The organism is Gaetbulibacter aquiaggeris (assembly GCF_044003965.1).
In the GTDB taxonomy this organism is placed as follows: domain Bacteria; phylum Bacteroidota; class Bacteroidia; order Flavobacteriales; family Flavobacteriaceae; genus Yeosuana; species Yeosuana aquiaggeris.
On sequence record NZ_JBAWKC010000001.1, the window covers coordinates 522,638 to 544,313 of the forward strand.

The following is a 21,676-nucleotide window of genomic DNA, read 5'->3' on the forward strand; positions in this document are numbered from 1 at the left end:
GTAATAAGAATTAAAGTATGTGATATACTTGGTTTTTATTAAATTTAAAATGCCTTATAATATATAATTGAAGAAATTATGAATGAACCGAAAAAGATTGGCAATTACAGATACCGAATTTTAGGGCTTTTAATGTTTGCGACTACCATCAATTACTTTGACAGAAGTATTATTGGCGTGATGGCACCAACTTTAGAAAAATTATTTGGATGGACTAACAGTGATTATGCAAATATCATGATTTCATTTAAAGTTGCCTATGCATTAGGACTTCTATATATGGGTGGTTTAATAGATCGGTTAGGGACTAAAAAAGGTTATACACTATCCATTGCTATCTGGAGTGTCTTTGGCATGTTGCATGCTTTGGTTCGGCCTGGGTTTAGTGTTATCGGGTTTGTAGCAGCGCGTTTTGGACTGGGATTTGGAGAATCAGGAAATTTCCCGGCAGCCATCAAAACTACGGCAGAGTGGTTTCCAAAAAAAGACCGTGCTTTTGCAACAGGACTTTTTAATGCAGCAACAAGTATAGGGGCTATAGCCGCACCATTTGTGGTGGGATGGATCGTCCATGAAGATGGTAAAAACTGGCAAATTCCTTTTTTACTTACAGGCGTACTAAGTGCTATATGGGTGTTTTTATGGTTTAGAATGTATAAAAAGCCAGAAGTACATCCTAAAGTTTCCAAAGAAGAGTTAGCTTATATCCATAGTGATTCAGGAGCATTAGAGAATGAAGAGAAATTACCATGGAAAAGCGTTTTGGATAAACGTCAAACCTGGGCCTTTGCTTTGGCTAAAGTAACCGATGCTGTTTGGTGGTTTTATTTGTTCTGGGGAGCTAAATTTTTATCAGAAACCTTTGGCGTTAATATTCATAATATCGCACTGCCATTCTTTGTGATTTATATTATGGCAGATGGCGGAAGTATTTTTGGAGGGTATCTTTCAGGGGCTTTTATAAGAAAAGGATGGACCATTAATAAAGCAAGAAAAATGACTTTGCTAATATGTGCTATTATTATATTACCGGTAACCTTTGTCGCCATTACAGACAATAAATGGTTGGCTATCATACTTATCGGTCTTGCAGCAGGCGGACATCAAGCTTGGTCTGCTAATATTTTTACTTTGGTATCCGATGTATTCCCGAAGAAAGCAACAGCATCCGTTGTAGGTATTGGTGGTATGGTAGGTGCAGTAGCTGGTATTCTGGCCGATAAAGCCTTAGGGTCTGTTTTAGATACAGCAGGCAACACAGGTTATTTTTGGGCATTTCTTATTGCAGGTTCGTGTTATTTGATCATTCTTGGTCTGGTACATTTATTAATGCCTAAGATGACCCCTTTAGATGAAAATTTAAAACCAATTCAAAATATTTAATTTAAAACTAAACAATAAACAATAATAACTAATGAGTAGAGTAGTGACATTTGGTGAGATTATGTTGCGGTTAGCACCACAAGGTTTTTTAAGATTTTCACAGGCAGATAATTTTGATGTAGTTTATGGAGGCGGAGAATCCAATGTAGCCGTGTCTTTAGCCAATTATGGTATATCGGTAGATTTTGTAACCCGCTTACCAAAGAATGATATAGGAGAGTGCGCTATGATGGAGATGCGTAAACGAGGCGTTGGTGTAGATAAAATACTATGGGGTGGCGAGCGTTTAGGAATTTATTTTTTAGAAACAGGAGCAGTAAGTAGAGGCAGTAAAGTAGTTTATGACAGAGCCTATTCTTCCATGTCAACCATACAATCTGGAATGATTAACTGGGAAGAGGTATTCAAAGGCGTAGAATGGTTTCATTGGACAGGTATCACCCCGGCAATTTCACAAAGTTCAGCAGATGTCTGTTTAGAAGCAGTAAAAGCAGCCAGTAAAATGGGAGTTACTATATCAACAGACTTGAATTACCGAGCAAAGCTTTGGAAATACGGAGGCGATAGAGAAGCTATAATGACAGAGCTAACCTCATACTGTGATGTGATTTTAGGTAATGAAGAAGATGCGGAGATGCACTTTGGCATCAAGCCAGAAGGCGCAGCGGTTCAAACACACGGACACGATGTAAAAGCGGAAGCTTTCTTATCGGTATGCCAACAAATGATGGCAAAATTTCCAAGAGCAAAAAAGGTTATTACAACATTAAGAGGCTCAATATCAGCATCCCACAACACTTGGGCAGGCGTTTTATATGATGGAAATAAAATGTTGGAAACGCGTCAGTATCAAATCACAGACATCGTAGATAGAGTAGGTGGAGGCGATAGTTTCATGGGCGGATTAATTTATGGGTTGTTAACCTATCCGGATAATGACCAAAATGCCTTAGACTTTGCAGTCGCAGCATCCTGTTTAAAACACACAATAAAAGGAGACGCTAACTTAGTAACAGTAGACGAGGTGACTAAGCTCATGGGCGGTGACGCTTCTGGAAGAGTAGCGAGATAAAATTTGATTAATAGCGAGAGTTCAGTTGATTGAAACATTAAGGGCTAGTATTTGAGTTCTAGCCCTTGATTTTCTTAATTTAATTAGATTAAAAAATGGCACAATTTACAAGAATAGAAGTGGCCCAGACCATGAAGGACACAGGCATGATTCCTTTGTTTTTCAGTCAGGATTTAGAGTTAGGCAAACATATATTAAAAGCCTGTTATGATGGCGGCGCCAGACTCATGGAGTTTACAGCCAGAGGAGATTTTGCACATGAAGTGTTTGGTGAATTAACAAAATATGCGGTAAATGAATTGCCGGGAATGATCATGGGAGTAGGCTCAGTAACAGATGCTGCGGCAGCCTCTCTGTATATGGCACTAGGGGCCAATTTTATTGTAACACCGGTATTAAGAGAAGACATTGCTATTGTATGTAATAGGAGAAAAGTACTATGGTCACCAGGTTGCGGTACCTTGACAGAAATAGCCAAAGCAGAAGAACTGGGTTGTGAGATAGTGAAGTTGTTTCCAGGAGATATCTATGGGCCGCAATTTGTAAAAGGGATTAAAGGGCCACAACCATGGACCAGTGTGATGCCAACCGGAGGCGTATCACCAACAGAAGAAAACCTAAAAGCATGGTTTGATGCAGGGGTAACTTGTGTGGGTATGGGTTCCCAATTAATATCAAATGATATTATTAAAAATAAAGACTACTCAAAACTTGAGCAGGATGTAAAACATGCACTTGCTATTATCAAATCAGTGAGAAAGTAAAATCAAGATTAAAAATAAAGGTTGAATAGCTAAAACATATTCATTAACTTAAAGAAGTTAATGTTAAAAAAAGATAAAATGAAACAAGTTAATTATGAATCTCGATATGCATCGAGTCCAGATGCGGTTAAACAATATGATACAACACAATTACGAAAGGAGTTTTTAATTGAAAACCTTTTTGAATCGGATACATTAAATTTAGTGTACTCACATTATGATCGGTTTATAACAGGCGGAGTCATACCAACCTCTAAGGCTATAGAATTAGAAACCATAGACCCTTTAAAAGCGGCATACTTTTTAGAACGAAGAGAACTTGGAATTATCAATATTGGAGATACGGGAATTATAACAGTAGATGGGACGGAGTATATTTTAAACCATAGAGAAGCATTGTACATAGGTAAAGGCAATAAAAATGTTTTGTTTTCGAGCAAATCTTCAAAAACACCGGCTAAATTTTACTTGAACTCTACCCCTGCACACAAGGCATATCCCATAAAAAAGATTGGAATTAATGATGTTGAAGTTATAGAATTAGGAGCAGCAGAAACAGCTAATGCAAGAACACTTAGAAAATATATTGTGAATAGTGTGGTAGATGTTTGTCAATTACAAATGGGCATGACCACCTTGAAATCTGGAAGCAGTTGGAACACCATGCCCGCCCATGTGCATGACAGAAGAATGGAAGTGTATTTTTATTTTGAGATTCCGGAAGGGCAATCCGTATCTCATTTTATGGGGCAACCGCAAGAGACCAGACATATATGGATGCAAAACAATCAAGCGGTCATATCCCCACCATGGTCTATTCACTGTGGTTCAGGAACAAGTAATTACTCCTTTATATGGGGAATGGCGGGAGAAAATCTTGACTATGGCGATATGGATGTCTGTAAAATAAACGAATTAAGATAAATAGTAACTAATAAATATAAAATAATAAGCATGTCAATAAACCTATTTGATTTAACCGGAAAAGTAGCATTAATAACGGGAGCCGTTCATGGCTTGGGAATGGCCATGGCCAAAGGATTGGGTAATGCGGGAGCAACCATTGTTGTTAACAATAATTCAACAGATAAATTAGATGAAGCCGTTGCAGAATATAAAGCATCAGGACTTAAAGCTTATGGATATGTGTTTGATGTCACTGATGAAAAAGCGGTGATTAGGGCTATTGAGCAAATAGAGAAAGAAGTTGGACCAATTGATATTTTGGTAAACAACGCAGGAATAATCAAAAGAACACCAATAATTGAAATGGAAGTTGCCGATTTTAATGCGGTAATTCAAGTTGATTTAATTAGTCCTTTTATAGTTTCAAAAAATGTTGCGAAGGGCATGATAAAAAGGGGTGGCGGAAAGATCATCAATATTTGTTCTATGATGAGCGAATTGGGAAGAGACTCTGTTAGTGCCTATGCCGCCGCAAAAGGAGGGTTAAAGATGCTCACTAAAAATATGGCCACAGAATGGGCTAAGTTTAACATTCAAACAAATGGTATCGGACCGGGGTATTTTGCAACCAGTCAAACTGCACCAATAAGAGTAGATGGGCATCCGTTTAATGAGTTTATTATCAGCAGAACACCTGCAGGACGTTGGGGAGACCCTGAAGATTTACAAGGAGCTGCCATATTTTTAAGTTCAAAAGCCAGTGATTTTGTAAACGGGCATATTGTTTATGTGGATGGGGGCATCCTTGCCACCATAGGGAAACCATCAAATGAAGATTAAATTTTTAAAAACTTATTATGCTCTCTAAGAAAATTTTTCAGTTAGCTGCATTGGCAATATTGGTATTCAATTGTTCTCAAAAAGACAATCTCAAAACAATAACAATAAAAAATACTTTAGATATCGAACGGACCTTTGAAACCGTTGAATTATCAAAGGGCTTTTTGAAAGTAGAAGACCTGTCAAATATTGGCATTAAAGATGTAGAATCAGGCCTATTACAGGTTACTCAAGCTGTAGATAATGATGCAGATGGTGTTGAGGATGTGTTATTGTTTCAACCACAAATGAAACCGCTCTCTGAAAACACCTATCAAATAATTTACATTTCTGAAGGAGAAAAACCAAAAGCACAAAACCTTTGTTATTCTCGGTTTGTTCCTGAACGTACTGATGACTATGCTTGGGAAAATGATAAAGTGGCATTCAGAATTTTTGGACCTGATGCACAAAGAAGATTTGAAAATAATCTAGAAGAGGGAACATTGTCAAGTGGGGTTGATGCATGGTTAAAGAAGGTTAAGTATCCCATTATCAACAATTGGTATAAAAAGTATACTGAAAAAACAGGTTCTTATCATGTTGATACAGGAGAGGGCCTAGACAACTTTCATGTTGGAAAAAGTAGAGGTGTTGGTGGTGTTGCTTACAAAAAAGATAGCATTTATTATGTTTCCAAAAACTTTACAAAATGGAGAACAATTACGACAGGACCATTAAGAACAAGTTTTTATGTTGAATATAAAAATTGGGATGCTGGTGGAAAACAAATTATTGAATCCAAAGTAATTAGCTTGGATTTAGGAAATAACTTTTCAAAATTTGAAGTGACCATTGAGGGCGCTGATAATATATCACCAGGTTTAACAATGCATGAAAAAGATGGTATTGTTAGTTCAGATGAAACCAATTGGGTGAGTTACTGGCAGCCTCATTTTGATTCAGAACTTGGTATGGCACTTCTAACAAAGAAAGAGTTTTTTAATGGATATGAAGAGTATAACGTTGCCGCGGAAGATTTGAGTAATGCATATCTTCATCTCAAGATCATCAATGGTAAGACAATGTATTATGCAGGCTTCGGATGGAAAAAAAGCGATCAGTTTAGTAACAAAGAGGAATGGGAGCATTATTTAAATGATTTCACCGAAAGGTTAAATAATCCATTAGAAGTAGTTATTGTGAATTGATAAGGCCAAAATGACTTGTTTTTAATCAAACAGTCATAAAATGCCAAATAATAGCTCTCAAAAAATTGGCAAAAACTTATTGAATTAGAAAGTAATGATGATTTAATTGAGCCATTAAATGTGACTCCACCAGGGTCACAAATACATTATTTAAACACACCCTTATTTTACTTCACTTTATTAGAGATGTTCTCATAAAGCTCATATATGGTAAATTTCAACAAGTTTTATTCTTTCGTAAAACAGAAGTTCGCAAAAAAAAAGTGACACACTTTGCGACACAATATCATCAAACGTGTCACTTTATTCACTATCTTTGCGGCATAATATTTTTATTATGCCAGAAGCAAAATTTAAGTTAAGGAAAGCAAACGATAAAAGTGCAACCATTCAATTGCATTTTAGTTATGGAACTAAAAAGCGCTTCAGATACTCAACTGGACATAGAATTCAAAACATCAAGAATTGGGATACAGGTAAAATGCGGATAAAGCATGTGGTTGAAGAATTAGACTGGAATCATATTAACAAAGACCTCGATAAGCTAGAAGACCATATAGAAGATTTTTATTTCGGATTGCTTTTGGATGAGCGAGAAAAAGTCAATAACGATATTCTAACTGAATTATGCGATATCTTCTTTGAAAAGAAAAAAGCAAATGAAGAGCAGCAAAAATTGGATTTACTTCCTTTCTTTAAATGGTTTATTGAAAACTACAAAGCAAATCCGCTTATGACTACGGGTAAGCCCTTAAAAGCAGGAACAGCAAAAACATATAATAACGCATATAATCTTCTGAAACTTTTTAATGATGAAGTTTACAGGGTAAATTATGATACTATCAATAATAATTTCTATCAACAGTTTTTAAATTGGTTTTATAAAAACAACTACTCCACCAACTATATTGGGACCCAAATAAAGATTCTTAAAACCATCCTAAATGCAGGATTGGAACTAGGACAACACACTAGCCAGGAACATAAAAGAAAATACTTTAAAAAGCCAAGCGAGGAGGTTAACAATATATTTCTAAACCAGGAAGAACTTAATAAAATTTTCAATTTAGATTTAACCAATGTTGCTCCTATAAAAGTACCCACTAATTCTCTCATTCTGACCGCTAAAAAATTAGATTTAGCCAGGGACTTATTCTTAATCTCAGCAAATACTTCGCTTAGAGTAAGCGATTTCAATAGACTCAAGCCGAGTAACATCATTGAAATAGATGACAAACAATACATCAAAATAATAACAGAGAAGATGCAAAAGCCTGTAACCATTCCTATTAATTCGATGGTAAAAAGTATCCTGGATAAAAGAGATGGCAATCCTCCAGAGCGTATGCCCGAACAGCATATTAATTACGCTTTAAAGGAAATTGGTCGCTTGGCTAAAATTAACTCAAAAGAAACTATTACACGTACAATGGGAGGGGAAAAGAAAAGTGAAACCAAATTTAAATACGAACTTATTACAAACCATACAGGCAGAAGGTCATTCTGTACCAACGCTTACTACTCTAAAATGCCTACAATAGATATAATGGCAATTAGTGGACATTCTAATGAAAAGGTCTTCTACAATTACATTAAAGTCAATGATTTGCAAAAAGCGATAAAAATTGGTGAACATAAATTCTTTAATTAATAATCCTCTGCTGTTTAACTTTTTGCATTAATATTAATATATTCATTTGAATATAAAGAAAAACATATCTAGAATTGATATGTTATCCTTCAAGCCTACTCAAAATCCATTTAAGAGTTTTACCATCTTTGTTCTTCCACATAGTCAAACCATTTGAACTTGTACCAACGACCAATGACCCAGCTTTAGATGGAGAACTACATTCATAATCTTGGGTGAACACAAAGTTTTCACCTTGAGATTTTAAAATTCCACTTTCAATCATTTCATTCCTTATTCTCAAAAAGGACTTTGGGAACGAACTTTTTAATTCTTTCATAGCAGTAGAACCCTTTAGAATAATATTGAGTTTTCCGTCTCTTTTCATAATAGCATTTACGTTATTATTCCTAATGAAAAATTTCATATTTACTTTCTTTTTGTTAATGTATATCTGTTTTATGCTGCATCCATTTCGTAATAAGCATATCGCTCTTTAAAATCATTATATAGAATCTCTGCCTTAACAGAAATATCATGGTCATAGGATGGCGATGGTAATTTCTCAAACAAATAATCCTCAATTACTTTTCTTACTGCGGATGCTGTTTGTATTTTCTCTGCCCAATGCTGGACCTTGAATTCCTTTTTCTTTAATCGCTCCAGAAGTTCTCTTGCAGCATTTTTTACTTCTGCCTTTTCTTTATCTGAAATCTTCTTGTCTTTAGTCAGCATGTCAAAAACAGTAAGTTCATCTTCTGCTAAGTTTTCACGTTCTGCTCTTTTCCCTTCTTCAGACAAGTCTCCTAAAAGCACTATTAGCTCATCAAATATCTCTTTTATTGACCTGTATTCTTTACCCCGATTATAATCATCTATAATTTCCTGGTACCGTTCATAAAAATCAATCCGTAGGGGGTTTTGGTCTAGTAACCTATTGAGCTTTTTGCTTACTTTATCTTTTAAAGATTGCACCGCTACATTCTGATTCTCCTTGACCTTTAAGAACTCTTCTTCTATCTTCTTAAAATCAAGGCTGCTGATATCTATTTTCTGCCCATAGCCTTCAACCTTCTCCAACTCCAAAATCAAGCTTTCAATGGATTTGTTAACCACGTCCTGAACCTGCTTTACAATATGAGTTACATCTGCTTCTTCTATTTTGGCATTTATCATCGTATATAAAGCATTGATGGCATCCCGTTTCTCCTGGAACTCATATATAGATTTTTCAGGCATTAAGGCTTTATATTTCTTAAATAACTCTCTGGCAAGCACTCCAAACTTAGCCTTGGTTTCATCGGTCACACAAATAGCATTATATCCTTCTTGCATGTGTTTAATACGGTGGAGATTATCTTGCGTATCTACTATTTTAGATAGGCTAAACTTGCATTCATCCTTTAAGAATAATTCAGTAGTTTTTGAAGCTTCAGCAAGTTCTGAGACTAATTCCTCCAGAGGTTTTACTGGAGCATCAATACCGCCTTCAGAGCCTCCTTTTCCTTCACTACTACCATATATTGCCAAAGCTTCTAAAAGAGCCTTATAGGTCTCTATATAGTCTACAATAAGCCCATTGTTTTTATCCTTATGCACTCGGTTTGCTCTTGCTATAGTCTGCATCAACGTATGTGATTTTAATGGCTTATCAATATACATAGTGGAGAGACTTTTTACATCAAATCCTGTTATCCACATAGCACAAACGATGGCAAATCTAAACGGATGGTCTTCATCTTTAAACTCCTTTTCCAGGTCAGAGGTATTCATTTTAAGTCTGTGCGGTTCTATATCCAATCCCCAAGCTTCAAACTTCTCTATTTCGTTTTGCTCGTGACTTACCACTACGGCAATCTCAGTTTCTTTAGACCAGTTCCATTGCTGCTGTCTAGATAGCTGTTCCTGTTCGTCCTGTATGTTTTGTATCTCCTTTTGCTGCTCTTCTAAATATTCTTCCCAAGCTTCGGTAATGTAATCATACATTTTTACAGCTGTCACTTTATCTAAAGCCACAAACATAGCTTTGCCTTTATAACCTCTGGTATTAAAATGCTGCACCACATCTTTGGCAATAGCCCTTAATCTCTTTTCTGAGGTTAGAATAGGGTATTCTCTAGCGAACAATTTCTTAAGCTTATCTTCCTGGTTGCTATCTAGGTCTTGTGCTTCGATGGCTTCTCGTATCTCCTGGTTAATTCGTGGATTATCAAGCTTTAGCTTTTCACCTCGGTTCTCATAGTACAACGGAACGGTTGCCCCATCTTCAATAGACCTTTTGAAATCATATTTAGAAACATAATCCCCAAATATTCTTCGGGTCAACTCATCATCTTTAAAGAGGGGAGTTCCTGTAAACCCTATGAAGGATGCATTGGGTAATGCCTTTCTTAAATTTAGTGCTAGTGAACCTCCCTGAGTCCTATGTGCCTCATCCGATATCACAATAATATTATCCCTATCGGTTATCTGTTCATCAAAGTTAAACTTGTGTATTATGGAAAACAGAAAGCGTTTATCGGTCTTTAATAACTCCTTTAGATTCTCACCACTTGTTGCCCTGGCTGTTTTATCTTTCACGGCTCCAACGCCTGCAAAGGTGCCATAAATTTGTTTATCAAGCTCATTTCTATCGGTTACTAATAAGAAAGTGTAACCGCCACCCAGTACTCTTAATATCTTTTGACACAAAAACACCATAGAATATGATTTGCCGCTGCCTTGTGTATGCCAAAAAACCCCCAACTTTTGTGCATCCTCAATACTGATTTTACCATCTTTAGCATTTTGTCTGGTCTCCTGGAAATGTTTAATAGCTTTATTAACACCTATAAACTGGTGGTTTCTAGCTACTAATTTTGATACAGAACCAATGGAGGTATCATATAATATAAAGTTCTCAAAAAGGTCTAGCAGTCTGCTTTTTTCACAGGTTCCTTTAATGATTGTATCTAAACTCACAATGCCCTCATCTTCTTCAGAAATACGCTTCCAATCATTGAAATGCTCATACTTAGAAGTTATGGAGCCCATCTTGCTTTCAGCACCATTGCTTATAATGACGAAGGCGTTGCAATGAAATATTTTAGGAATGGTGTTCTTATAATCCCTAAAGTTCTTTTCATAAGCTGCTCTTAACTTAACATTGATGCCTTTAAGTTCAATAAATACTAACGGAATCCCATTTACAAAACCTACCACATCTGGACGTTTCTTGCGTTTGGATTTGCCCTCCATCCATAGCTGCTGAACCGCTATAAAGTTGTTATTCTCTGGTGTTTCAAAATCAAAGACCTTGATTTTTTTATTACGGACTATCTCTCCTTTTTTGTCTTTATAATTAACTGGAATCCCATCTTTCAAGAAGTTGTATTTATCCAAGTTAATGTCTACTAATCCTTTGGTAGCCTCATCACTATTTATAACATCATAGGCGAAATCATAAGCTTGCTGTGGTAAGTTTGGATTCAGAGTTTTAATGGCTTGATAGAACCTAGTTCTTAAAATAACATCAGCTTCACTATCACGACCTAATGTACCCAGTTCCCCAAAAGTTTCGCCTTCATACACATTAGCCACTTCCCAGATTAATTCCTGGAAAATATCCATACAAGGTTGCTCTATTAACTGGTCTTCTGAATAGATTTTGCTCATTAATCTTTTGCTTTAGAGTTGGGATATTTTTTCAACATCGCATTCATAAATCCCGATGATTCATTTGAGAATTTGACTATTGATTTATCATTATTATATTCCAAATCAGACACATCTAACTCACGATAAGGAAAATATTCTCTTCTTAAAATTAAATCTTCTCTTTCATGTTCTCTTAAATACACATCTAAAGTTTCTAATGTGGAGTCAAAATAATAATCGTTGAATTTATTCCAAGCATGAATATCTGCATAAAAATCATTATCATCATAATAATAAATTACAACTCCTTCAACATAAATAATGTCAAGCTCTGGATTATTTTCAACTATTAATTTGGCATTGTTGGTACATTTCCCTGGTTCAATCCCATCAAAAGACATAATATCTTTAGTTAATTCGACTTTTACTTGAAGTATAATTTCATCATTATATTTGAGTTCTTTTATCATACCTCTATCGTTCTATTCATTAAACGGGGTAATAATATATCTCTTGCTACTTTTAGCTTTTGGTTTTGTTCTAATAAAATTCTTTTCATATTAAACATAGGAGAAACTAATTTCTCATATTTTGAAATAAGATTATTTTCTGGAATTAAAACTTCAATGCGCTTTAAATCTTTCGGATAAACATGAGGTTGCGCAGCTCCTCTTTGAAGCCCAGATATCTCCTCTTGCCTATTAAGCATTGTAGCATAGATAAAATATACAAATTTCGAAATATTTTTATCAATAAATGAACAGTCTGAAGCCCAAATATCTTCCAAATAAATGTTCGTAAAACCAGCATTTGCTCCAGATGCACTAACGGTAATTACAGGGTTTTTTGTATTTGAGGTATCATGGTAATAAGCAGGTGATAAACCACCTGCAACCACAGGAACTTTACCTTCCTTAATTGTGTTTTTAGTAATATTTTTTCCTTTCTTAATTTCAGTAAAATCTCCTAAAGTTTTTTCCATCCATCCTACAGGAAGCCCCGTTTCTTCATTTAAATGCGTGTTTTCATAACCAGGGAAACGCAAGTTAACAAACCACTCCTTATAGATATTTTGTGCAGCTTGTTCTAATAGTTTTATACGTCTTAGGTTGTTATCTATTAAATCATCATAGGCACTTAAAATATCGGCTATACGTTTTTGGGTTGGGAGTATAGGAATAGTAGTTTTAAATTTTTCTAAACTTCCAATTGTTATTTGAGATTGAGCAGCACCAGAATCTAATGACCTCAAATTCGCAATACTGAGTCTATATTTTAGAAACTTTTTAGATATAGTGTTGTCATCAGTTATTAAAGCTATAGATAGATTTGTTAAATAACAGAATGGAGGAGACATTTTTACGTCACCAGTTCCTCCTACACCTCTTGCAACAATAATTACCATAGGCTCTTCAAATAAAAACTCTTTATGATACCCAACTATTCTATAACCACTAAAAATTGGAAAACCATCTTCAACAATATCATCCTTATTTGGCATCTTACCATATTTGAAACCAACTACATCCTTTAAGTATACCTCTTTCCAACTCATAAGCCTATTCCTTCTAAATTGGTTTGTATTTGTGCAGCCAACATATTTGCTTCTTCATTTAGGATTTTAAGTTCATCCTTGATGATTCCCATTTCAATTTCATAATCAAAATCATGGTCTATCTGGTCTACAATACCAACATAACGCCCAGGTGTTAGGCTATAGTCATTGGCTTCAATTTCAGCTCGGTTTACCACTTTACAAAGTCCTAATACATCCGCATAATCACCATCAGGGAAACGACTTGTCAACCATTCTAATTCTGTGGTATTTTTAGAAGCTTTATAGTCCTCAACTAATTTATTATAAAGCGAATTATCACCTCTATATAAGTCTACAATGGCGTGTATGTTTTGAAATTGTTCTTCTGTAAAATCGTGTAGTTTAGTACTCACTTTTCGAAACACATGTCGTAAATCAAGCATTAAGGTTTGGTCTGCCCTAACAGCATCTTTCTCTTTGGCTCTATCAAAAAACCATAAAGCACAAGGCAGGGTTACACTATAGAAAAACTTATTACCTATTGAAACCATGACATCAACAGCTCCTGTGTCTATAATTTCTTTACGTATTAATTTTTCGCTATGTCCTGCATCTGATGCAGAGGATGCCATCACAAAACCTGCTCGTCCTGTTTCATTTAAATAACTATAGAAATATTGTATCCAGAGGTAATTGGCGTTATCGTTATTTGGGAGTCCAAACGGTAATCGGGCATCATTTTTAACGCTGTCTTTGTTTTTATCTACACCATCTACATTAAAGGGTGGATTTGCCATTACAAAATCGCATTGCCCAACTAAATTATGGTGGTCGTCATAAAAGGTATTTCCTTGAAGTATTTTTCCATCTAAACCATGTACTGCCATATTCATTTTGGCTAGTTTGGTGTTGGTATCGGTTTTTTCCTGTCCGTAAAATGTGACTTTATCGGAAGCACTAAAACCTTCTTCCTCTACAAAATGAGCGGTTTGCACAAACATACCTGCACTACCTACCGCAGGGTCAAATACAATACCGTGGTCTGGTTCAATAATATTAACAATGGTTTTTACCAGAGACGGAGGCGTGAAAAATTCCCCACCTTCCTGGGCACCACTCATGGCGAACTTGTTTAAGAAATACTCGTATATCTGCCCAAAGGCATCACCAGGCAAATGGTCTAAAGCTTCATCATTAAAAATGCGTATCAGTCGTTGCAGAAGGTCTTTTTCAAATAGGTTATAGCTCTTTGGCAATACCCCAAGCAAATCTTCATATTCAGCCTCAATATTACGCATGGCTTCGTTTAAGTATTCTCCTAAATCGCTACTATCTGGTAAGCCTACAATGGTATCCCACCTAGAGTCTTCAGGTAAGAAAATAGCTTTGGCATCTAAGAAATCATTCTTAGCCATAGGTCTTACTCCACGTGTAGGATGCACTGGTAAAGTTTTTTCTATTTCCTTTTTAGCTATTACAAACCTATTGTGTGCGTGTCTTAAAAAGATGATTCCCAGTACGGGGAAACTATATTCTGTTGCGGTAAGTTTACTATTAGCTCTAAGGTCATCTGCTGCTTTCCATAATCTGCCTTCTAAAGCTTTGAGTTGTTCTCCTGTCATTTGAGTTTGGGTCTGTTTTTTTGGAATGGTTTAATGTAAAGCCAAGATACGAAAACACGTCAGAAATTAAACATGGAAAAGCGTAAAATGAATCGAATATTTTAGTGAGTTTTTTGCAACTTTTTTTGACCAGATTGGAAAACTAGAATAATTCGGTTAAAATCAGTCAATTTTTCACCTCAAAAACCATCAAAAAAAGGATGTTTTTTAGCGTTTAAATGTTAAAGTTTTATGAAATAAATGTTAAAAAAATTTCATATTAACTAAGATAAAAAACTCAATTTTTTATATGTTTGATTTTCAAGCACATACGCTTTAGCTTAGCTAATCTAAACTTAGATTAACTGATTTAAAATCAGTGCTTTAACACATGTTTTTCGAGTGTTTTATTGTCCTATATTTGAATATAAGTTTTGAGTGCGCATTCAACTTATTCTTTAAATGATTCAGGTATAAAAAATCCTGGACATATTATAAAAATTTAACAAGAATAAAATGGATAGAATATTTTTTGAAGGCTCATCTTCAGATGAGTTCATGAGACGACTTTGCTCAAAAATTAGTGAAATAATAGAGAGCCATAAGCAAACAAACCAACAAGAACCAGAAGCACTGTTAACCAGACAAGCAGCGGCAGATATGCTTCAAATAAGCTTGCCCACTCTTAATAATTGGACGAAGGCAGGAATATTAACACCTCGATATCTAGGTAGACGAGTTTATTACAAGAAATCTGAAATTATAAACTCATTAAACAGATAGAAGGCATGATAGATAATATAAAATTCAGTTTAACTGACAGAGAAAGATTTGAGACCGATATTGAAAATAATGACCTTATAAGCTTCAAATCATCATTCGATAGAATTACGGGAGAAGCTAATGATTACCCAAAGATTGGTAAATACCATAATCTGGAAATCAGGATTACCCCAACAACAGCCTCTATTAAGGGAAGTATTCATAAATACTATAATTTAATAACAGGAGCAGGAAATCAAAATCATAACGATTTTAGCTTTACCCAATGCGAATTTGCGATTAATCATCTATGTGAGAAGTTACAAATCAACAAAGAAGAGACTAAAATCACCAATTTGGAATTCGGCTTTAATATTACAGTTAACAAAAGCCCTAAGCTATTAATTGATAAACACATACTCATGTATGACCTCAAAGACCATAATAGCAAACATAACTATAGAGGTAAGGGAAGCTACAAGGAATTTGAAAAATCAGATTACAGCTTTAAAGTCTATGACAAGTCCAAACAATACTTACTTATAGATAAGAACATATTGAGAATGGAGTTAAAAATTATTAGTTCCAGGTACTTAAAAAGTATGGGGATAATTAACCTCAATCAACTAGGGTATTATGCATTCAAGAGTTTATTTGGGGCGTTTTTAAATCACTTCAATAAAATAATGATAGTTGATTCGCTTAAAGCCCCAGATGGAGTTAGAGATGACCAAATGATTTTGTTCAAAAATTGCATCAATCCCAATCATTGGAACAGTATTGAGACTATAGAGAAAAAAGAAACCCGAAAAGAGTTTATTAAACTAATCAGGAAGTATAACCAGAATAAAGTTCATGCTTCTTTAAGAGATGATATCATTAAGAAATATTACCTTCTTATGGATTTAAAATCATCACAATGTGCTTAATTATGTTAAAATGTCAATAATAAGACATACTACAATTTAAAAAATCTTATTGCATCAGGAACGCTCTTAGCGTACCAACCGAGTTAAAGTCTAACCACGGTGGTTTAGAATGCGGACTTCGTCAAAAAAATGACTCTTCCTCTATTTGTGTTCCTGGTGCTCTTAAATTAAATAATATAAATTATCCAATTAGAATTTTACGGTATGCCTTACTGATAATATTTATCTATCCAAATAACTGCCTACCCCCAAACCAACCTTTTTAGCCCCTTTTTGAATTTGATTTACCTCTTTTGTTCTTGTGTATTACATAAAGTGCATTCTACTCATTTTAAAGTTTACAACTTCAGAGTATAAATTTCTTCTTCTTGCCTCTTATTGTTTTCTTAATCTTCCTAAGACTGAGCTACTAATAATTCTCCATTTACTGTTGGTTTTTACCAGTTCAAAAGTTGCTCTAGATTTACCATACTTACCAGGGTTCTGCTGGATGATTTCGATTTCATTATCCATAACCTTAGAAACTATAGCCACATGTCCATAGCTATTATATTTAGTTCCACCAAAAATGATTAAATCATTAACTTTTGGTTTGCTTATACTAGGATTTGAATACTGAATCAAATTTCGGTCTTTGTTATATTCCCCATCTATAAGCTTTGAATCATAGAAATCTTTAGCATGTCCATAGCTATTAGGCATTTTATGATTTAAATACTCATAATAATAACGTTTTACGAACTCAACACACTGATACTTTAATCCTATATTATAATTATCTTTTGATAGATTTCTGCCCAAGACATGAACAACACTACCATTGTAATATACATTAACATCATTGAAGCTATCAACTGTATCTCCTACTTTGTAAAAGACATTGTTTTTATCTAATACAATTAAGCTTGTAGCTCCAACAAGAACAAGAATCATGATTGGGTATATCCAAATTCTTTTTTTCAAATAGGATTCTTTTTAAGTAAATGATATATTAAATAATAGTTAACGTATTGTATATTAGTTTATGTATTGCTTAAAACAGATATGTGACATCAGGATTTCTATTTTTACGAGCATTTCTTGAATTCCCACTGCTTAAATTACATCTGCTATAGTATTTAATAACCTAAGCTTTTTGTTTCCTATTGTTTAGTGTAAACTGAACCAGAAACAGTTGCCCAATTAATTTGATTATCAGACAATCTGTTAAATGAATAGATAACGGTTTGACCAGCTGGAAAATTTAATTCCACTGAATAGTAATCACTTGTTGATTCATCATTGGCTGAAACTTCTTCTCCCACATCAGCACCAAGTTCTAATAGCTCTCTTTGGCTCTGTTGAGCATTAAAATTAATTGTAACTATATCATTACTTGTAAATTTAAAACCAGTAACTTGGCTTTCATCCATCCATGTTCCTTGAATCCAGGCAGGAGGATTTATTTGAATACTAGAGCTTGAATCCCTATCATTTGTAGAACAATTTAGCACCAATAATGATGCTATAACTAAGATTAAAATGTTTTTCATTATAATAATGATTAGTTAAGTAAAGGTTGGAAAAAAAAGGTAGAAATTTAATGATAAAAGTCATGCATGTACAATTATAACCACCTATCTCACAATACGATAAATAATCTAATGGAGAATGTTATGTAAAACCGCAAAGCACACTTCAAAACTGTAGTTACATTTATCTTAAAAACAATGCGATTCATATAACAAACAATTGTCATATTTTAATTTGAATTAGTTAATTATCTTCAACACCATAACTAATCTTATTATCATGAAGAAATTAATCTACATTTTAGTACTATCTCTTTTTATCTTCAATTGTAGTAAAAGTGATGATGATGTTACTTTTTTAGAGAAGTATGATGGCACTGTATGGTCTTCATTTGATGGATACCTATACCTTAGATTTGTTAATAACTTAAACAATCCCATAGAAAGCATTTACGAATCTAATGAAGGATGTTATATTTATAATAGCGATTTAGGCTCAAGTATTACGATAACTATAAATTCTAATGACACATTTGAATGCACAATAGACGATGATAAGTTAACATTTACCGTTTCTGGAAATTCTCTAAAGATGGAAATGGACGGTGATTACCTTTTGGATGAACCTGTCTATTTAACTAAATCCTCCGTAGATGTAGATAGTTTTAATAGATGTAGATAGTTTTAATATATTTGGAAAATAATTTAATAATTACCCATATAAATCATACTGCAATCTCAATAAGTTACTGTTGTATTTTTACTTTCTGGCATAAATAATTAAGCTTGAATATCCTGCTTGGCAGTTAAATGAATTAACTTAAAAGGTCTAATTTAAAATTCTTAAGCTAGTTATCTGAAAAAAATTATAATATATTTTTTTTGAAGCTTGTTTAAACGATTGACAAGGTAACCTAATGAAAAGGCACCCCCCTAGTTAACAATTTTCGAACCGTCCCCAGGTCAAAAGAATGAAGTTTTTGAAACAGAGATTTTCTTAAAAAGCAGACGATTTTTAAGAAGTTTAATTTAGTTCTTCTTCTAATTGAATAAGAATCTGCTATTTTAAATATTTTTTGGTCTTGACTTATAAAAAGTGACACATAAAGCGACACATTTATAAAATAAAAAAATGTAAAAAACTTTATATCAATTTATTACATTTTATGTTAGTGACTCCACCAGGATTCGAACCTGGATCTAAAGTTTAGGAAACTTTTGTTCTATCCCTTGAACTATGGAGCCAAAATTAAAAGTCTATAATACTTTTGTAATAAGATGTTGATATTAGAATTACTTATTTTTTTCAATGATACTGATGGCATATCCACCACCAGGCACTGATACCTGATTTATTTTTGATTTATTAGTAACTTTTATTTTTTGAATTGTATATGCTTGTGGGTTTGTTTTATAATGAGCCTCTTTTGCATCAGCATAAATAGTGGCTTCATATTTTTTACCTTTTTCTAAGAAGTCTAATTTAATGGATGATGCTCTTGATGTTAAACCATTAACATTCCCTATAAACCAATTATTTGAACCCTTTGCTTTTCTTGCGACGGTAATATATTCTCCTGGTTCTGCTTCCAAATAGTAACTTTCATCCCAATCTATAGCCACGTCTTTAATAAATTGAAAGGCATCCGTGAAACGATTATAATTTTCAGGTAAATCTGCCGCCATTTGCAACGGACTATACATGGTAACATATAAAGCCAATTGGTTAGCAAGTGTACTGTTAACATGTGAATGGTTATTAGGATTCAGTTTGCTTATATCCATTTCAAAAATACCCGGGGTATAATCCATTGGGCCACCTATTAATCGAGTAAATGGAAGAATGGTTACATGGTTTGGTTTTGAGCCACCAAAAGCCTGAAATTCAGTTCCTCTTGCGGATTCGTTACCAATTAAATTAGGATACGTTCTGCAGATGCCTGTTGGACGCACGGCTTCATGTCCGTTAATCATGATTTGATAATCAACGGCTTTTTCCAGCACATATTGGTAATGATTATTAGTCCATTGGCTATAATGATGTTCGCCAACAGGTACTATATTGCCAACATAGCCTGTTTTTACCGCATCATAACCATGGTCTTTCATAAATTGAAAGGCTTTATCTAAATGACGCTCATAATTTCGAATAGCTGCAGAGGTTTCATGGTGCATAATCATTTTTACTCCTTTAGATTTTGCATACTCATGAACGCCAATAACATCAAAATCCGGATAGGGTGTTACAAAATCAAAAACATAATCTTTGGCATGGCCAAACCAATCTTCCCAACCTTCATTCCAGCCTTCTACTAAAACCGCGTCAAAACCATTATCGGCAGCAAAATCAATGTATTGTTTTACATGTTCTGTGTTAGCAGCATGCGTGCCATTGGGTTGTGCTTTTGAATAATCTGTGACGCCTAATTGTATAGCAGGAAAATCATTGGTGTAAGACCATGAGCTTTTGCCCGTAATCATTTCCCACCAAACACCTACATATTTAACAGGTTTTATCCAAGAAGTATCCTCAATTTTACAAGGGTCATTTAAATTTAAAGTAATTTTTGAAGCTAAAATATCTCTGGCGTCATCACTAACCATAATGGTTCTCCAAGGTGTGTTACAAGGCGCTTGCATTTGGCCTTTATCTCCATTTGAATTGGGTGTGAGCCAAGATTCAAAAACCATATTTTTATCATCTAAATTTAAATGCATACAGGCATAATTAATTAAAGCCGCTTCATGTAAATTGATATAAATTCCATCATCGGTTTTCATCATGAGAGCCGTTTGAACGCCTGTTGGAGAAAAGGGTGTTTGTGAAGCATTTGAAGATATTGCGCCCTTACTTAAGCCTCTTATTTCAGATAATTTTGAAGTAGTATAATCATATTCTTGTGTGTCATAATCTCCTGCTATCCAAAACGCAGTATGATCACCCGTCATTGCAAACTGTGTGTGTTCTTCTTTTATAATAAAGTAAACCAGATTATTCTGTGCAGGGAATTCATATCTAAAACCAAGACCATCATTGAATAAACGAAAACGAATAACCAATTGTCTGTTGGTTTCATTTTGTTTCAAAGTGACAGCTAATTCATTGTAATTATTTCTGATTTTTGCCACTTCACCCCAAACCGGAGTCCAGGTTTCATCAAAGGTGCTTGTTTTTGAATCAGTCATTGCAAATCCATTTAACAATGAAATCTTGTCGTTTTTTAATTCTAATCCAAGCTTACTAGGTTTAATAACTTCTTTACCCTTATAGGTTAAACTGTACGAAGGGGTACCATCATTTAATAGTGTAAAGGACATTATTAAATTTTCGTTGGGAGATTTTAATTGTTGTGAAAAGCCAAGGGCTAAAAAGAATAAAGCAAAAAGACTAGAGAAGAACCAATTTTTCATTATTTGGATTGTTTTGTTTAAATTTTTAAGTGATAATTGGTGGTTGATAATTTAATGTAAAAATAAGCGATTTAAATAATTTAAGAATCACATTAAGCCATTATTATGAATAGCCTTTTTAGCCTTTTCAACAATTTTTTTGGAATTACCAATAAATATTTCATCATTAAAAATAATAACAGGTCTGCTTAAAAATGTATAATGCTCTAGTATATAATGTTTAAAATCTCGCTCTTCTAAAGTTTGATTTTTTAAATCCATCTCCTTGTAAAGTTTCGCCTTTTTGCTAAAAAGAGCCTCAAAACTCCCCGCCAGACTTTTCATGTGTTCAAGTTGTTTAACTGTTATTTCTTCTGTTTTAATGTCCTGTAAAGTAAAGTCTGAAGTGAGATTCAATTCTTTTAAAATTCTAATGCAAGTGCTGCAAGTTTTTAAGTAATAGACCTTTTTCATGTAATTGGATTAATAAAATATATAGCAAAATAAAGCAATTATTGTATTTAA

General features: G+C 34.1%; 19 protein-coding genes, 1 tRNA gene and 1 riboswitch. Of the genes, 10 read left to right on the forward strand and 10 right to left on the reverse strand.

The genetic code is table 11. The annotated features are described in order from the left end of the window. Positions 1 to 78: 78 nt before the first annotated feature. The 7 genes from V8G56_RS02115 (at position 79) to V8G56_RS02145 (ending at position 7,806) form a co-directional block, all read left to right on the forward strand. A complete protein-coding gene (locus V8G56_RS02115) occupies positions 79 to 1,383 on the forward strand; it encodes an MFS transporter (RefSeq protein ID WP_395436811.1) in 1,305 nt (434 codons plus the stop codon). Between the two features lie 31 nt (positions 1,384 to 1,414). Beyond that, positions 1,415 to 2,455, forward strand: coding sequence for a PfkB family carbohydrate kinase (locus V8G56_RS02120; RefSeq protein WP_395436812.1), 1,041 nt, complete (start codon positions 1,415 to 1,417; stop codon positions 2,453 to 2,455). A gap of 95 nt (positions 2,456 to 2,550) precedes the next feature. Continuing rightward, positions 2,551 to 3,219: a bifunctional 4-hydroxy-2-oxoglutarate aldolase/2-dehydro-3-deoxy-phosphogluconate aldolase gene (locus V8G56_RS02125; RefSeq protein ID WP_395436813.1), complete on the forward strand. Its 669-nt coding sequence runs from the start codon at positions 2,551 to 2,553 to the stop codon at positions 3,217 to 3,219. 78 nt (positions 3,220 to 3,297) lie between these two features. Further along, a complete protein-coding gene (kduI, locus tag V8G56_RS02130; protein ID WP_395436814.1) occupies positions 3,298 to 4,143 on the forward strand; it encodes a 5-dehydro-4-deoxy-D-glucuronate isomerase in 846 nt (281 codons plus the stop codon). Between the two features lie 30 nt (positions 4,144 to 4,173). Continuing rightward, the gene (locus V8G56_RS02135) at positions 4,174 to 4,965 is read left to right on the forward strand and encodes a gluconate 5-dehydrogenase (protein WP_395436815.1); all 792 of its coding nucleotides are present in this window, start codon (positions 4,174 to 4,176) and stop codon (positions 4,963 to 4,965) included. A 17-nt stretch (positions 4,966 to 4,982) separates the two neighbouring features. Next, positions 4,983 to 6,155 (forward strand): DUF4861 family protein, encoded by a 1,173-nt coding sequence (locus V8G56_RS02140; RefSeq protein ID WP_395436816.1) that lies wholly within the window; start codon positions 4,983 to 4,985, stop codon positions 6,153 to 6,155. Between the two features lie 337 nt (positions 6,156 to 6,492). Continuing rightward, on the forward strand, positions 6,493 to 7,806 hold the full coding sequence (locus V8G56_RS02145) for a site-specific integrase (protein WP_395436817.1): 1,314 nt from the start codon (positions 6,493 to 6,495) through the stop codon (positions 7,804 to 7,806). A gap of 82 nt (positions 7,807 to 7,888) precedes the next feature. Here V8G56_RS02145 and V8G56_RS02150 read toward each other — a convergent pair whose 3' ends face one another. The 5 genes from V8G56_RS02150 to V8G56_RS02170 are packed head-to-tail and all read right to left on the reverse strand — an operon-like array spanning position 7,889 to position 14,580. Next, a complete protein-coding gene (locus V8G56_RS02150) occupies positions 7,889 to 8,212 on the reverse strand; it encodes a DUF4357 domain-containing protein (protein ID WP_395436818.1) in 324 nt (107 codons plus the stop codon). Positions 8,213 to 8,244: 32 nt separating this feature from the next. After that, a complete protein-coding gene (locus tag V8G56_RS02155) occupies positions 8,245 to 11,439 on the reverse strand; it encodes a type I restriction endonuclease subunit R (RefSeq protein WP_395436819.1) in 3,195 nt (1,064 codons plus the stop codon). Next, complete coding sequence (locus V8G56_RS02160) at positions 11,439 to 11,891, reverse strand: hypothetical protein (protein ID WP_395436820.1); 453 nt, start codon at positions 11,889 to 11,891, stop codon at positions 11,439 to 11,441. Before V8G56_RS02160 ends, V8G56_RS02155 begins: the two co-directional genes overlap by 1 nt. Next, positions 11,888 to 12,976, reverse strand: a complete 1,089-nt coding sequence (locus V8G56_RS02165) for a restriction endonuclease subunit S (RefSeq protein WP_395436821.1) — start codon at positions 12,974 to 12,976, stop codon at positions 11,888 to 11,890. The genes V8G56_RS02160 and V8G56_RS02165 overlap by 4 nt, the downstream gene beginning before the upstream one ends. Further along, entirely contained in the window at positions 12,973 to 14,580 is a 1,608-nt protein-coding gene (locus V8G56_RS02170; protein WP_395436822.1) for a type I restriction-modification system subunit M, read from the reverse strand. Before V8G56_RS02170 ends, V8G56_RS02165 begins: the two co-directional genes overlap by 4 nt. Before the next feature lie 495 nt (positions 14,581 to 15,075). Here V8G56_RS02170 and V8G56_RS02175 point away from each other — a divergent pair, with 495 nt between their 5' ends. After that, complete coding sequence (locus tag V8G56_RS02175; protein WP_395436823.1) at positions 15,076 to 15,342, forward strand: helix-turn-helix domain-containing protein; 267 nt, start codon at positions 15,076 to 15,078, stop codon at positions 15,340 to 15,342. A gap of 5 nt (positions 15,343 to 15,347) precedes the next feature. Beyond that, the gene (locus V8G56_RS02180) at positions 15,348 to 16,250 is read left to right on the forward strand and encodes a hypothetical protein (RefSeq protein ID WP_395436824.1); all 903 of its coding nucleotides are present in this window, start codon (positions 15,348 to 15,350) and stop codon (positions 16,248 to 16,250) included. A gap of 46 nt (positions 16,251 to 16,296) precedes the next feature. Next, positions 16,297 to 16,389: riboswitch (SAM-I-IV-variant riboswitch) on the forward strand. Between the two features lie 236 nt (positions 16,390 to 16,625). Here the strand turns inward: V8G56_RS02180 and V8G56_RS02185 are convergent. Together V8G56_RS02185 and V8G56_RS02190 are read right to left on the reverse strand one after the other, a co-directional pair. Further along, positions 16,626 to 17,213 carry a CHAP domain-containing protein gene (locus V8G56_RS02185; protein ID WP_395436825.1) on the reverse strand — a complete coding sequence of 196 codons (588 nt, stop codon included), beginning with the start codon at positions 17,211 to 17,213 and terminating at the stop codon, positions 16,626 to 16,628. 179 nt (positions 17,214 to 17,392) lie between these two features. Continuing rightward, entirely contained in the window at positions 17,393 to 17,782 is a 390-nt protein-coding gene (locus V8G56_RS02190) for a hypothetical protein (protein WP_395436826.1), read from the reverse strand. Positions 17,783 to 18,041: 259 nt separating this feature from the next. On the opposite strand from V8G56_RS02190, the gene V8G56_RS02195 reads away from it, so the two are divergent. Further along, a complete protein-coding gene (locus V8G56_RS02195) occupies positions 18,042 to 18,443 on the forward strand; it encodes a hypothetical protein (RefSeq protein WP_395436827.1) in 402 nt (133 codons plus the stop codon). Positions 18,444 to 18,934: 491 nt separating this feature from the next. Here V8G56_RS02195 and V8G56_RS02200 read toward each other — a convergent pair. The 3 genes from V8G56_RS02200 to V8G56_RS02210 form a co-directional block, all read right to left on the reverse strand. Further along, a tRNA-Arg gene (locus V8G56_RS02200) sits at positions 18,935 to 19,006 on the reverse strand. A 48-nt stretch (positions 19,007 to 19,054) separates the two neighbouring features. Next, positions 19,055 to 21,172: a glycoside hydrolase family 97 protein gene (locus tag V8G56_RS02205; RefSeq protein ID WP_395436828.1), complete on the reverse strand. Its 2,118-nt coding sequence runs from the start codon at positions 21,170 to 21,172 to the stop codon at positions 19,055 to 19,057. A gap of 87 nt (positions 21,173 to 21,259) precedes the next feature. Next, positions 21,260 to 21,625, reverse strand: coding sequence for an arsenate reductase family protein (locus tag V8G56_RS02210; RefSeq protein ID WP_395436829.1), 366 nt, complete (start codon positions 21,623 to 21,625; stop codon positions 21,260 to 21,262). Positions 21,626 to 21,676: the final 51 nt, after the last annotated feature.